The organism is Gottfriedia sp. NPDC057948 (genome assembly GCF_042887255.1).
GTDB lineage: Bacteria > Bacillota > Bacilli > Bacillales > Bacillaceae_G > Gottfriedia.
The window spans coordinates 140,013-154,014 of record NZ_JBHVPN010000006.1; the positions used below are offsets into that span (position 1 = coordinate 140,013).

The 14,002-nt window shown below is 35.3% G+C and carries 14 protein-coding genes, 2 pseudogenes and 1 riboswitch; of the genes and pseudogenes, 2 read left to right on the plus strand and 14 right to left on the minus strand.

What is annotated here, in order from left to right:
* Nucleotides 1-7: 7 nt before the first annotated feature.
* From ACFVRR_RS12295 to ACFVRR_RS12325, 7 genes are all read right to left on the minus strand, one after another.
* Nucleotides 8-1,309 carry an amidohydrolase gene (locus ACFVRR_RS12295; protein ID WP_387328693.1) on the minus strand — a complete coding sequence of 434 codons (1,302 nt, stop codon included), beginning with the start codon at nt 1,307-1,309 and terminating at the stop codon, nt 8-10.
* Nucleotides 1,310-1,589: 280 nt separating this feature from the next.
* Nucleotides 1,590-2,744 carry an ABC transporter permease gene (locus tag ACFVRR_RS12300; RefSeq protein ID WP_387328696.1) on the minus strand — a complete coding sequence of 385 codons (1,155 nt, stop codon included), beginning with the start codon at nt 2,742-2,744 and terminating at the stop codon, nt 1,590-1,592.
* On the minus strand, nt 2,719-3,438 hold the full coding sequence (locus ACFVRR_RS12305; RefSeq protein ID WP_387328698.1) for an ABC transporter ATP-binding protein: 720 nt from the start codon (nt 3,436-3,438) through the stop codon (nt 2,719-2,721). The genes ACFVRR_RS12300 and ACFVRR_RS12305 overlap by 26 nt, the downstream gene beginning before the upstream one ends.
* Nucleotides 3,438-4,691 carry an efflux RND transporter periplasmic adaptor subunit gene (locus tag ACFVRR_RS12310; RefSeq protein WP_387328700.1) on the minus strand — a complete coding sequence of 418 codons (1,254 nt, stop codon included), beginning with the start codon at nt 4,689-4,691 and terminating at the stop codon, nt 3,438-3,440. Before ACFVRR_RS12310 ends, ACFVRR_RS12305 begins: the two co-directional genes overlap by 1 nt.
* 484 nt (nt 4,692-5,175) lie before the next feature.
* Complete coding sequence (mmuM, locus tag ACFVRR_RS12315) at nt 5,176-6,129, minus strand: homocysteine S-methyltransferase (protein WP_387328703.1); 954 nt, start codon at nt 6,127-6,129, stop codon at nt 5,176-5,178.
* Nucleotides 6,104-7,513 carry an S-methylmethionine permease gene (mmuP, locus tag ACFVRR_RS12320; protein WP_387328705.1) on the minus strand — a complete coding sequence of 470 codons (1,410 nt, stop codon included), beginning with the start codon at nt 7,511-7,513 and terminating at the stop codon, nt 6,104-6,106. The genes mmuM and mmuP overlap by 26 nt, the downstream gene beginning before the upstream one ends.
* A gap of 83 nt (nt 7,514-7,596) precedes the next feature.
* A riboswitch (SAM riboswitch) is annotated at nt 7,597-7,703 on the minus strand.
* Between the two features lie 422 nt (nt 7,704-8,125).
* A complete protein-coding gene (locus ACFVRR_RS12325; protein WP_387328708.1) occupies nt 8,126-8,395 on the minus strand; it encodes a hypothetical protein in 270 nt (89 codons plus the stop codon).
* Nucleotides 8,396-8,591: 196 nt separating this feature from the next.
* Between ACFVRR_RS12325 and ACFVRR_RS12330 the strand changes: the two genes are divergently transcribed.
* Entirely contained in the window at nt 8,592-9,095 is a 504-nt protein-coding gene (locus ACFVRR_RS12330) for a hypothetical protein (RefSeq protein WP_387328710.1), read from the plus strand.
* A gap of 78 nt (nt 9,096-9,173) precedes the next feature.
* On the opposite strand, the pseudogene ACFVRR_RS12335 reads toward ACFVRR_RS12330, so the two are convergent.
* Both ACFVRR_RS12335 and ACFVRR_RS12340 read right to left on the minus strand, forming a co-directional pair.
* Nucleotides 9,174-9,644, minus strand: a pseudogene (locus tag ACFVRR_RS12335) (SpoVR family protein); the annotation flags it as partial.
* 243 nt (nt 9,645-9,887) lie between these two features.
* On the minus strand, nt 9,888-10,385 hold the full coding sequence (locus ACFVRR_RS12340; RefSeq protein WP_387328713.1) for a DinB family protein: 498 nt from the start codon (nt 10,383-10,385) through the stop codon (nt 9,888-9,890).
* Between the two features lie 489 nt (nt 10,386-10,874).
* Between ACFVRR_RS12340 and ACFVRR_RS12345 the strand changes: the two genes are divergently transcribed.
* Nucleotides 10,875-11,075: a cold-shock protein gene (locus ACFVRR_RS12345; RefSeq protein WP_387328716.1), complete on the plus strand. Its 201-nt coding sequence runs from the start codon at nt 10,875-10,877 to the stop codon at nt 11,073-11,075.
* Nucleotides 11,076-11,401: 326 nt separating this feature from the next.
* Here the strand turns inward: ACFVRR_RS12345 and ACFVRR_RS12350 are convergent, their stop codons facing one another.
* The 5 genes and pseudogenes from ACFVRR_RS12350 to ACFVRR_RS12370 form a co-directional block, all read right to left on the minus strand.
* Nucleotides 11,402-11,695, minus strand: coding sequence for a hypothetical protein (locus ACFVRR_RS12350; protein ID WP_387328719.1), 294 nt, complete (start codon nt 11,693-11,695; stop codon nt 11,402-11,404).
* A 118-nt stretch (nt 11,696-11,813) separates the two neighbouring features.
* Nucleotides 11,814-12,050: a DUF4083 family protein gene (locus tag ACFVRR_RS12355; protein ID WP_387328722.1), complete on the minus strand. Its 237-nt coding sequence runs from the start codon at nt 12,048-12,050 to the stop codon at nt 11,814-11,816.
* 165 nt (nt 12,051-12,215) lie between these two features.
* Nucleotides 12,216-12,848, minus strand: a pseudogene (locus tag ACFVRR_RS12360) (SpoVR family protein); the annotation flags it as partial.
* A gap of 128 nt (nt 12,849-12,976) precedes the next feature.
* Nucleotides 12,977-13,228 carry a hypothetical protein gene (locus ACFVRR_RS12365; RefSeq protein ID WP_387328725.1) on the minus strand — a complete coding sequence of 84 codons (252 nt, stop codon included), beginning with the start codon at nt 13,226-13,228 and terminating at the stop codon, nt 12,977-12,979.
* A gap of 156 nt (nt 13,229-13,384) precedes the next feature.
* On the minus strand, nt 13,385-13,990 hold the full coding sequence (locus ACFVRR_RS12370) for a TasA family protein (protein WP_387328727.1): 606 nt from the start codon (nt 13,988-13,990) through the stop codon (nt 13,385-13,387).
* Between the last annotated feature and the right edge of the window lie 12 nt (nt 13,991-14,002).

Genomic DNA, 14,002 nt, shown 5'->3' on the forward strand with positions numbered 1-14,002 from the left:
TAGTTCATTATCTGGCTAAATGTACAAGTAAGTTTCCATAAACTTCAACTGCATACGCGATTGTTTTTTCGTTAAAGTCGAATGCACAATTATGATGGCCTGCAGCCAATTCAGTCCCAAACAATAGATAAGTAGCCATCCCACCATTTTTTTGAACCTCTTTCATCATATACGTTACATCTTCTGAAGCAAGAAAAGGCTGAGAAATAACAATTTCACTGGTTTGTTTAACTTTTGATCCTATATCATATACAAGTTTCGCAAGATCAGCGTCACAATCTGCTATAATCGAACGTCCAACTACTTCTGTATGTTCCTTAATCCCATACAACTGAGCCACGGATTGTATGATCCGCATTGATTCATTCTTCATATATTGATCAACCTCATTGGTCGTTCCTCTTGTTTCAAATTTTAGCTTAGCATGTGCCGGAATAATGTTTCGACCTTCTCCACCTTGAATAACTCCAACATTTATTCTTGAATCTCCTAATCCATGCCGGGAGATTGCATACAATTGCAATGTAATAGTAGATGCCGCAAGTAATGCATTCCTACCTTCATGTGGTACTAATGCAGCATGGGCCTGCACACCTTCCAGTTCTAAATCAAACTTGGTTGACGCGAAAAAATCTGTTACGCCACAGACAAGTTGATTTTGTTTTGTTGCTGTTACACCAATATGACCACTAAAGAAATAATTAACATCATCTAAGACCCTCGAATCAACCATTGCTCTCGCACCACGCGCACCTTCTTCAGCAGGTTGAAATATGAGTTTAATTTTTCCTGAAAGCTTCTCTTTTATTTTTGAAATCAATTGTGCCGTTCCTAACCCAATTGCGATATGACCATCATGTCCACATGCATGCATATAGCCTTCTACTTTCGAATGAAAACCTCGATTCCATGGAACATGATTTAATCCTTTATCCTCAGCTATTTCCAATGCATCAATATCAAATCGGAAGGCAAGTGTTGGACCAATCCGCCCTGTATCCCAAATGCCTACTACACCAGTTAACCCGTCTTCCATTTTCTCAAGCCAATACGAATTTGCCCCAAAAGACAATGCCCGCTCTTTTGCTTCTTCTATCGTTTTTTCATCCGGGACACCCATTCTCGATTCAGGTACAATGATTTCCCTTCCTATTTTCACTTCAAATCCTAATTCAGACAAGGAATCTGCTATGAGAGATGAGGTTCGGAATTCTGTCCATCCTATCTCAGGAAAACAGTGGATATCACGCCTAATATTGATTAAACTCCCTTTCATCTTATCAACCAATTCTGAAATTAATTCTTCCACGTCGTTTGCCTCCTAATAGAATTATTAAATTAAACAACAAGCCAAAAAATACTCACCTTTCACTTTTCTCATTATTTACGGTTGAATTCAGGTTACGACCATAATTATAGACTATTCTGACATTTTTGAATAGAAACCTAAAATACTACTTTATTAGATAATCAACTTAATAAGGTTTCTTACTTAAGTAGTAAAACAATCGTAGAGAATGATTTCTTTCTAACACAAAAAAAAGGTGCCCCTTAAAAGTTTTACTTTTGGGACAACCTCTTTATTCGTACTATTCATATCGAAGAGCTTGAATTGGATCAAGCTTAGACGCTTTATTTGCTGGAAAAACACCAAATACGATTCCAACTAATAAAGAGAATACAAATGATAACAGCATAACTGGTACAGAATATGCAATTGCTGTTCCTGTCGTTATAGTGAATATTTTTGCACTTATAACGCCTATTACAACGCCTATTATTCCTCCAAGTGAACTTAATACCATTGATTCTATGAGAAATTGAAGAAGAATACTTCCACGCTTTGCTCCAATTGCTTTTCGAATACCGATTTCTTTTGTACGTTCTGAAACCGATACAAGCATAATATTCATTATACCGATACCACCAACAATAAGTGAGATCGCAGCACTTCCACCTAGCATTAATGTCATCGTTTTATTAACAGATGAAGCAGTTTCCATTAAATCCTCTGGACTCGAAACGCTATAGCTATCTTCATCACCAATAATCGTAAACATCTTTTGTTCGATTCTACGTAATGTAAAATTAATCATATTTTCATTTTCTACTTTTACATAGACAGATCCAATTGAAGTAGTAGATGCCAAGCGCTGAGCTGTGCTAAGCGGAACAAAAATCGTACTGTCCCCACTTGAACCTAGTGAACTACCAACTGAATGAAGTACCCCAACAACTCTAAATGATGTTCCATTTACTTTAACGTATTGACCAACTGGATTTCCAAAACCGAATAATGTTCGTGCTGTGCTTGAACCAAGTACTGCTATTTTTGAGTGACTATCATTATCCAAGTCTGCGATAAATCTGCCTGATTGCAGCTCCAAATCACGAACTTTTAAATAAGGTGAAGTTGTTCCTGTCACTGACACTTGTGCGTTCGTTTGTCCGTTTTTTACAGTTACTCTTCCAGAGACAGTAGGAGCAATTGCTTCTACACCACTAACGTCCTTAAGTTGATTGGCATCATCTTCTTTAAACGTTACATCTGAGCCAGTAACACTTACTGTTAATACATTTGTACCTAAGCTTCCTATTTGATTTTGCACTTCTTTCGTTGATCCTTGTCCAATCGCAACCATCACAATAACGGAGGATACACCGATAATAATACCTAGCATCGTTAGGAATGCTCTTACTTTATTTCCTTTAATGCTCTTAAGCGCCATTCTCAGTGTCTGCAAACCATTCTCCTCCATTCTCGTATAACTGGCCATCGTGAATTCGTACAACACGAGTTGCTTGTTTTGCTACTTCTAAATCATGAGTAATTAAAATAATCGTATGACCTTGCTCATTTAATAAATTCATAATCTCCAAAATTTCCTTACTTGTTTTACTATCAAGAGCACCAGTCGGTTCATCTGCCAGTAAAATAGGAGGGCTTCCAGCAAGGGCACGCGCAATTGCGACACGCTGCTGCTGCCCCCCTGATAATTGTGTAGGTAAATGATTTGCTCGATCGACTAATCCTACTTTTTTTAACGCTGAAAGAGCAATTTCTCTTCGTTCAGCTGTTTTCATCCCTCTATAAATGAGAGGAAGTTCTACATTTTCTACCGCAGTTAACTTTGGTATAAGATTGAAATTTTGAAAAATAAATCCAATTTTTTCATTTCGTATAGTCGCTAGTTGCGAGCTCTTCATTTGCCCTACATCTTCATTATCAATCAAATATCTCCCAGAATCGGGTCGGTCTAAGCAACCAATCATGTTCATAAATGTTGACTTCCCTGAACCTGAAGGACCGATGACTGATATAAAATCACCCTTTTGGATATCAAGGGATACACTCTGAAGAGCGATTACCGTTTCTCCGCCAAGTTCATACATTTTCGTCATGTTTTTTATTTGAATAATCGGCTCAAAGTTAGTCATTATTTACCTCCTTGTCCGCCACCTGTTTGATTTCTACCTCCGAAGTTTCCGCTACGTTCGAATCCACCACCGGAGAATCCGCCGCTAGAGAATCCACCACCTTGGAAACCTCCACCTTGCATCATAAATCCACCAGAACTACTTCTAGATTGAACGCTCGGAATTTCAATAGACTCTCCTTCACTTAATCCACTTGTAATCTCTACATTCGTATCATTTGAAATACCAGTTTTTACCGTAACTTTCTTTGTAGATTCTCCAGAATCATCTGTAGATGAAGGAACTAGTACATATTTTTCATTTCCATTTTTATACACTGCTTCTACTGGAACATATAGCGCATCTGCTTTACTTTGTATTAAAATACTTGCTTCTGTTGACATACCAATTTTCAAACCTTTTGGATTTTTAATTTTTACAGTTACATCAAAAGTTGAGACGCCATTTGTCGATGTGCCTTCATTTGCTACTTTCGTTACAATCCCATCGAATGTTTCACCTTCAAAAGCACTTGCTGTTATTTTTACTGACTGTCCAACTTTTACCTTAGTGATATCTAATTCATCTACACTGATTGTTGTTTCCAAAGAACTGAAATTTGTTATATGCGCTACTGTCACAGAACTTTGTACCGAATCTCCACTATTAACAGCAAGACTTGTAATTGTTCCTGCAACTGGTGCCTGTAAAATACTACCATCTGTAAATTTCACAAGTGTTGTACCTGCTTTTACAACTGAGCCTTCCTTCACATTTACAGTATCGGCTACTAAACTACTACCCCCAGTATTTCCTGTACTAGAATTATTTGTGGAACTGCCACCATCTTCTCTTGTAATCGGTAATGTAACTCCATCTTCATCCTCCATACGAATTAGAACTTTTCCTTGCGATGCTCCGCTACCGCTACTTACATAAACCTTTGTAATTTCTCCATCTTTTGGAGCCGTAATAACATCACCATTTTTAAATGTCACAAGAGTATCACCTTTATCTACTGATTCTCCAGATGAAACACTCACACTATCCACAACAAGAATTGTATTTGCCGCAGTAACATCTTCGTCAGTATTTGCAGTTACCGAACCCGATCCAGTAACAGCTACCTCTAACTTTCCTTTTTGTGCAGTGATTGTTTGTGCTGTAGCCATCACATTTTGGGCTTGATTTGCTTGACTCTTACTATAAATGAACCAACCACTTCCTCCTCCAACAGCAACAACAATAATTGAAATAATAACCCACTTTTTCAATTTTCTTTTCTCCTCTCCATTATTGAGATTTTGTTACGCTTATTTTGGATTGTGTACCTTAAATTTCCCTTAATAAAAAATCAATTAATGAGGAGAGAATGATGGTCATATTCAAAGCCATTTAAAACTCTTAATTTTCGAGCAAATAAATAACCCCCTTCTATGTTATTGAAGGGGGGGTTACTTGTATTTATCGATATATAAATCTACAAAAATATTGCTTATTTACACTTTTCATATTTAATCTTTAGTACGATTGAGAAGAAAATACCTATACGTCCACCCTTAGTTCCGTCTTTTCCCCACAAAAATTAAACTATTCTTATTCAACGAATCTGCATTTTAGTACAATAAAAAAATCGACTATTTGGCCGATTTTTTATACAACATACGCATGTGTTAATTTAATAACTTTCAGCAATATGAACTATTTTTTGAATAACTAAATTAACCTCTTCGTTAACTTTAATTACGAAAAATTGGTTCAATACTTGGAAGAACGCCACTTGTTCGATATCTCCTCAATGTGATAAGGTGTCGTTCTGCAGCATCCACCTATTAAACGTGCACCTGCTTGGTACCATTCTTCAGATTGAATATCCAACACGTTACATTGTTCATGACCATGCCATGTTTTTGTTTCTGGATTATAAGTTTCACCAGAGTTTGGATAAACAATAATCGGTTTTTTTGTGTTTGCCCTCAACTCTTGTATTGCACCAGTCACAACGGTTACTGGCGCACAATTGATGCCTATCGCTACAATTTGTTCACTTTTCTCAAAAACTCTTGCACACTCTACGAGTTTCACACCTTCACTAATCTCTTTCTCATTTTTTAATGAAAAGGAAAGCCACGCATATGTTTCTGGATACTCACGTAATAATATATCTAATACTCTTGCTTCTTGCAAGGAAGGGATCGTTTCAAATGCCAATAGATCTGCACCTGCTTCTATTAACGCTGACATTCTTAAACGGTGAAAGTCTGCTAATGTTTTATCTGTCACACCATAATTGCCTACATACTCTGAACCATCTGCAAGGTAAGCCCCGTACGGCCCAACCGATGCAACAACCAATGGTTTAGGCCTATTCGTTTGCTTATTTTCCTTCCAAAAATCATCTCTTGCCCTTCTTGCAAGTAACACCGTTCTCTTAATTAATTCCAAAGCTTCCTGTTCTTGTATTCCACGCGCGGATAAACCACTAATAGTAGCTTGATAGCTTGCTGTTATGGCACAGTCCGCACCAGCACGAAAATAGTCCGAATGAACCTGATAAATCAGTTCCGGATTTTCTAGTAACACACGTGCCGACCAAAGGGGATCGTCCAAATTACATCCATGCGCCTCCAATTCTGTAGCTAATGCTCCGTCAAGAAGCATAATGGGATGTTGGGATAATATAGCATCAATTGGATTGACTTTGTTCGACATAATCTACGCCCCTCTTTTTAAAATTTTTTGTTAGATAATAACTTCCATAGCAAAACAAAATAAACGGTATGCCGCAATATAAGGCAATTCTCTGTGTTGGATCGAATGCAATTCCTATACACGATGCCAGACAAAGGATAAAAGAAGCAATTGGTACTAATGGATACAGTGGTGTCCGATAAATCAAGTCCTTTTCAGAATTTCCTTCTTTCAAAAATTGTCTGCGAAATAGGAACTGGGAAGCACTAATACTCATCCAAACTACAACTACTGCTAGACCTGAAATGGAAACAAGTACGATATAGACAGTATCTGGTGCACAAATACTTGAGAGCAAAGCCAAAGCTCCACCCACCATGCTGAAAATGACGGCGTTGATTGGAACACCTTGCTTCGTCATTTTTCCGAAAATCGGAGATATCGTATTCTTATTAGCAAGCGACCAAAGCATTCTAGAAGAGGCATAAAGGCCTGAGTTTGCCGCAGATAAAATAGCTGTTAAGATAACGAAATTCATTATGTCAGCTGAATATGGCACCCCAATTCGTTCTAGAACTGCAACAAAAGGGCTCTCTAATACACCAGCATCGGAAATAGGCAATAATGCAGATAAAACAAAAATCGTTCCTACAAAAAAGATGATCAATCTCCACAGAGTAGTTCGAATGGCCTTCGGTATCATTTTTTCCGGGTTCGCGGTTTCTCCCGCTGCAATGCCTATTAATTCTGTTCCCGAAAAAGCAAAATTAACCGCAAGCATCGTTGTTATAATACCCGTAGCACCATGAGGAAATAAACCTCCACTTGTAAAATTAGAAAATAATGGTGCTGCTTTTGAATGACTCATCGGAAGAAACCCTAGCATTGCCGCTGCTCCTAAAACAATAAAAATCACAATAGCTATAACCTTTATCGATGAAAACCAAAATTCGGATTCGGCGAAAAATTTAACAGTCATGACATTTAATACAAAGATCAAAATAGCAAAAATAGCACTCCATATCCAAACATTAATCGATGGAAACCATCGCTTCATAAGTAATCCTGCGGCTGTAAATTCAGAACCTAAAGCAACAGTCCAAGTTAACCAATACAACCAGGCTACTGTATACCCTGTACCCGGTCCAATGTATTTAACTGCATAACTGTGAAATGAGCCCGTTTCAGGCATATGTACGGAAAGCTCTCCTAAACATAGCATAACTAGATAAACCACTAGCGCACCAATCAGATAGGATAGTATTGTTCCAAACGGGCCAGCTTGTTGAATAGTGTAGCCCGAGCTTAAGAATAAGCCAGTTCCAATCACCCCACCAAGTGATAGCATGACTAAATGACGTGCTTGCATGTTCCTTTGAAATTCTTGCCCATTTTTGTTCCCCATTACTACTCTCCTTTAGTTACTATCCAGAAAAAACAAAAACGCACTCTAAAAAAGAGTGCGCTACTGACAAATAAAAACGGAAGCTCTCATCTATCAGGTTATCACCCGCTGGAATTAGCACAGTGTCTACTTAAGCAGACCTGTTGCTGAGGCTTCAAAGGGCCAGTCCCTCCACCTCTCTGGATAAGAAATATTTTTTTTATAACCATATCAATCCATTCAATAATTGTCAAGATAATTCTGTTTTTTTAAAAAATTATCTATTATTGACTTACTGTTTTATCATTTCTTATGAACGAAACTGTCAAACCACCAAACCCAAAAGGTTTTAATTTAGGTTTTTTTCAGTTTTTAGACAGACAAAAATTAAGACTACCAACCTAGAATTCAAAAAATTAGATTTTCTAAGTCTGTGAATGGCAACTCTATAATAGTAGATATTTTTAGTTTCTAAAGATAAGACAATGTCTTAAAAGCTTGGCACGAAGGCGATTCTCTCATAGACTTTACTTGAATATTTTCAATTTCTTTAAAAAGAGCCTTTTGTTCTTTTTTCAAAATTAATCCACACCTTATCTCATTTAATTCTTTAAATAAACTCTATTTAAAACCTCATAAAAGTAATAATATTTTAACAAAAATTCGCTTCATTACCACATACCCACAGAACGAAAGATTCTCCCAACTATGCATTTTTGACTTAAATGGTATTTTTATTTTTGGGAACTTATAACAGGTCATAAGGTGGCCATTTGAGTATACTTTAACAAAATTCTTTTTCTTTTGTTCTGCTAAGAAGTAACCATTTAAGGCATTGTTGTCTTTATCTACAGATTTCCCTTTATATGGCGCGTCTTTAATCCACGAAAGAATTAGTTGCAATACGATCCCCCCTACAAAAAATATAAAATATGTATTATTAAATTCTAAAATTCTTTCTTTTTCAAGCTCCTAATAAATTGAATTTCATTTTTATATAAACATGATAAGGAGCGTTTTTGTTTAGTTCGCCTAGTTTTTTATCAGTATTTCTATTACGATTAAAGAAGATATAAATTCGATACGAAGGAGAAAAACAATGGAGAAAACATTTGTAGTGTATGCGGGTCCAGATATTTGTGTAGCTGTCAATGCTGAGTCGGAAGAACAGGCATTTGAACGATTTGCTGAAAATAGAATTATGGATGAAACATTTAGAGATCACGTAGACCATTTTATTGTAAATTTTAGTTTATTAGAGGAATTTTATAGTGATGATAAAGGTTTTCTATTGGATGAAGATGGTGAATTTAAAGAACACATTTTAAAAATTGAAAATGATAAAGAATGTATCAAATATATTAATAATTGCATTGAAAATAATGTCAAAAAATTCTGGTCTGACGCTCCACAATTTGCTGAAGAATATATGCGCGAATATCGAAATAATAAAAATATAGATTTTTATGAAACAAATTTTTCAAGAGAGTTTTATATTGATACATTTAAGAGAGTAGTTGCTCTCGGTGATTGGTATGATGACTTAGTAATTAAGGAAATTGATCTTTCTACAAGAGATGTCCAAGTAATTTTTAATAAATAGGATCTGTTAAATTTAAATATTGATTTTTGAACTAAAAAGGTTGTCTAATTAGACAACCTTTAGGAAATTTTATTCAAGCTTCAAATAAAGCTCACCATTTTTTAAGTAATCGCCCTCTTGAACAACGATATATGGGAATCCGCCATTTACCCGACTAACAACAAGTTGGTCTCTTACATTCTCCCATGCTTTATCAGTAACTTTATATTCCTTACCTTGTCGCTGGAATAAATACATGTCTTCTCGCATGACAAGATCTTTCGTTAAGTAGTTTCGTATAAATGAACTATCAGATTCTAATTCTCGTACTTCAAACATTTTATCTCTTCCGCTGCCAGGTTTAACACCCAACTCACGCATTTCTTTTGTTGGATTATTATATCGCTCTTCAATATCTTCAAACATTCTTAGTCCTAAGTAGTATGGATTAATACTTGTTTTAGAAGGTTGAACTACTCCTGCGTTTAGTTTCCCATATTCTATTGCTTCATTTGAATCGAGATTTAGTTCACGCATGATGCGAATGTGCCAAAAACTTTCCCAGCCTTGTTTCTCTCAACGATCTTCTTTTTGATATTCTGCATGCTTCTTTGATACTTCTGCTACCACCCTGACTACTTTAGTCATAAGACCATAAAAAAATTGGACAACTAGTAATTTAACTAGTTGTCCTTATAATACGAACACATGCGTTAGTCATAATGAACTATGAAATGCCCCCCAATTGTTGACTCAACTAACCTTTATAGTGAATTTCAATTGGCTTCCATGAATTCACTATTGATCCAAAGTTTAGGCAGGATATCCTCCGGTTGGTGGTGGCCAAGCACTAAATAATCTGCGTATTAGTACGATTTCACCTAAATGATAGGAGTTGTGAGATGCAATATTGCGTAGTACACCACCTGGGGATTCGCCTGGCCATTTCTCTAATGATTTGTCCAATTGAACAGTTTGAGCAATCGTACATGCCTGTTCTATTCCTTGAAGAAAATACTGAATAATCTGTTTCCACTCTTCCTCATTACTAGGTCCTTCTTCAACAGGCCAGCTTTCTTTCACATCAGAAGGTAATTCAGGCCTCTCTCCTTGTGCGAATAATAAGAGGAATTCTTGCCAGTATGTCATGTGTTTGACTAATTGATAAATAGTATAAGGTAGCTCCTCTATTCTTTTTCCAGCAAGATCCATGTCTATATCCAACAAAGCATTCTTGATAGGAAGATGACCACGTTCTCCTCTTAATGATTTTACTAGTGTGTCACTAAATGCTTTATTTGACTGCTCCATATTACCGACTCCCAACATTTTTATTTCTATTTTACTAAATTTATTGTTCTATCCCTTTCTATTATCTAAATATTTAATAGAAAAAATCACTGTTAACATTAATCAAATCGAATTTTCCATCTGAACCATATGATGATAAAGACCCAATTTTTTACTAATTACAGTACTTTTTCATATCTTTTTTTAATTATATTGTTTTGAGTAAACTCTAAGTCAATAGATTATGGGAGGATTTCTTTTTAATAGTAGAAAACGTAAGAACCCAAACAAAAATTCTACAAATAATTAAAAAGATATGAATTGAAAATGAATACTAAGATTAATAAATCTTTTATGCAACAAACGCATGCGTTAGTTGCATAAGTAGGTTTTATTAATTAGTTATATAAATTAGGAATGTCCTTTTATTTAGGATAATTTGATTATCACTAACTATTATGTTAATATTGAAATATTAATGTGTGTAAATCGCACTAGGAGGCAACAAAAATGGAACATGGTAAAGTAAAATGGTTTAATGCAGATAAAGGTTTTGGATTCATCGAGCGTGAAAATGGAGATGATGTATTCGTACATTTCTCAGCTATTCAAACTGATGGTTTCAAATCATTAGATGAAGGCCAAGCTGTTACATTTAATGTAGAGCCAGGTCAACGTGGACCTCAAGCGACTAATGTAAAAAAAGCATAATTAACTAAAATTAGTCAGATTCTACTTGATAGAATCTGACTTTATTTATGTCTTATAAAATTAAAAACCCCTATTCGAAAATAGAATAAGGGTAAAATCAAACGTGGATCTCGGTAAAGCAAATGGTTAAAGCTATTATATCTCAAATAAAATGAAGTTACAAATTACTAATAAATTTCTTCTAAAAAAGACAGATTGGATAAAGTTTAATTAACTTAGATGATAGATTCCAATTCAACTTATGCATGTGTTAGTTAAATAAGACCACTTTAAAAGCCATATCAAATGATATGGCTTTTAAAGTGGTGAAACGTCACCTAGTCTTATTATTTATTTCGTTGTTTTTTATTTCGTTCTACAAATAAATGATATTCTTGAAATTCTTCTTCAAGTTTATCTAGTATTCTACCAGTTGTATGTTCATCGGATAATTTTTGACAATACATTTCTAATAAGAATTTTCCTGCTTTATAATTTATAAGAAAAATCGGATAATCAGATTCATATCTGTTATTTTTTTTCCCTTCTACTAAAAAATGTTGAGTCATCTTTTCACCAAAGATTTTTATATGAAGTTTTACTAAATCATCATATTTTTCTTTCTCTTCCTGGTTAAACATTTGTATTTCCCCCTATGTGTTCTTATTCAACTACTATGGAAGTGCGACATAAACTTCCCTTCACTGTGGTGAATCTGAGGATTCATGGATGGCTAACGCATTAGTTAGTTACATAAGCCTAGTTAGAATTTTTTTCAAGAACTTCAATTAATTTGTCCAATTTATACTCTATATTTTGTAATGATTGTCTGCTCTTAGCTTGATTTCTACTTCTTCTTTTAAAAAATAATACTATTGCTGTAATAATGCCAATTATAATTATCCAAAAAATAATTGGGGTAAATGCAAGGATAGGGTCGTAGATATCTTTTGTATCCGTTATCGTGTGAGAAACATTTCCTGTTAAGAAGTTCATATTTTTTCTCCTATTAATTTTTCTTGATAATGTGATAATTCGCTAGAAACTTATGATTTCCTTGTTCAACTAACCTGCCATTTAGTTGCATAAGGTTCACTTACCAAAAAAGAATTTTATACTTTCTAATCCATTAAGAAAACAAAACCACCTAAAAAGGTGGCTTTAAATATACTTCCGATGAATATTCTTCCCATCATAACTAAACAACACTGACTTATTCTCAATATTAGTCTCTAAATGAACCCCTCTACCCCACAACTGATGAATATAAGGCATAACTTTCTCAACATACTTCACATCAAGTTCCATATGTTCATAGGAATGCTTCAAATAAAGCTCCCCATTTTTTAAGTAATCCCCCTCTTGAACAACGATATATGGGAATCCTCCATTTACTCGACTAACCACAAGTTGATCACGTACATTTTCCCATGCCTTATCAGTGACTTTATATTCCTTACCTTGTCGCTGGAATAGATACATATCTTCACGCATGACAAGGTCTTTCGTTAAGTAGTTTCGTATAAATGAACTATCTGACTCTAACTCTCGTACTTCAAACATTTTTTCTCGACCGCTGCCAGGTTTAACACCTAACTCTATCATTTCTTTGCTTGGATTATTATATCGCTCTTCGATATCTTCAAACATTCTTAGTCCTAAATAATACGGGTTAATGCTTATTTTTGATGGCTGAACTACTCCTGCATTAAGCTTTGCGTACTCAATCGCTTCATTAGAATCAAGATTTAGTTCGCGCATAATTCTTATATGCCAATAACTTGCCCAGCCTTGTTTCTCTCAACGATCTTCTTTTTGACTAAAAATCTCTATTCCTTATTTAACAAAAATGGCAGTATAGTTGAAGGAGTATTAGATGAAATTATTTTAATAATAATCAAAAAAACCATCACATACGACTTTTATTTTACTTTTAATATCGCCTCTTCTGCATTTTCACTTGTTAAGCCTCGAAAAGAAAGACATCGAGTGGTTAACCAATTCAATATTTCTTTCTCCCGCAAATCAGGTTTCATAATCGTATTAATAACAGGTGTGATATCTAGCAAAATATTGGTGTCTAAATTGTTCATTCTAACTTGTTTGTCCGTGTTTAAAACACCATCGATATCTAAGAAATTTTCATGCTTCCCTTCTTTGGAATCATAATTCACAGCTTCACTCTATTAAAATATTCACCTTTAAATTATCATATATCGATTGAATAGTTGGCTAGTTTTTTCAATCTCGAAAAGTGGCACAATTTAAGAACCGTCCCTTTGACAAAAAAACACCCCGCCCAAGCTTTTTGCGGGATGTTGCTTTTACTATTATTTTTTTGAAAATTCTGCATTTGGATCAGTTTGCTTAGCTTGGACCTTAAAGCTGACTTTTAAGGCAACTCCTTGCAAATTGTTGTCCGCACTATCTTTTAAACGTAACTTTAAATCAATCTCGATTTTGTCGTTCGCTTTGAAGCGGTCTGAATCATCCTCTCCCTGACCTGGAAGCAGGTTATCTAACGTCGTCTGTAGATCGTCAAGGTCAATCCAGTCAAGGTCTGATATGGTCTCGCCGTTATACAGAATAGTCGGTTGCACTTCATAATTGCTCAACAGCTTTTTGATCGAAACCTCAGTCGGTGCATTGTCAATCATAAAATTGACTTTACCGCGGATAAACATATCATAGTCGCCTGTATTCTTAATCAAGATCGGTGACATTTCACTTATTTGGGAAGGAGCAAGCTTATCAGGAGAAAACGTCAATTGCTGCTCACTTTGCCCGTTATTTATCTCAAACGTTCCGTTTTGGACCATTCCGCTTGCTGTCATTTGTGCGGTAAACCATGAATACGTTCCGTATCCAGCTCCGACCACTAAAGAACCTGCCAATGAAGTTCCGATTAACGCTTTCTTCACCTTATTCATTTTCATTTTAAGTGTTCC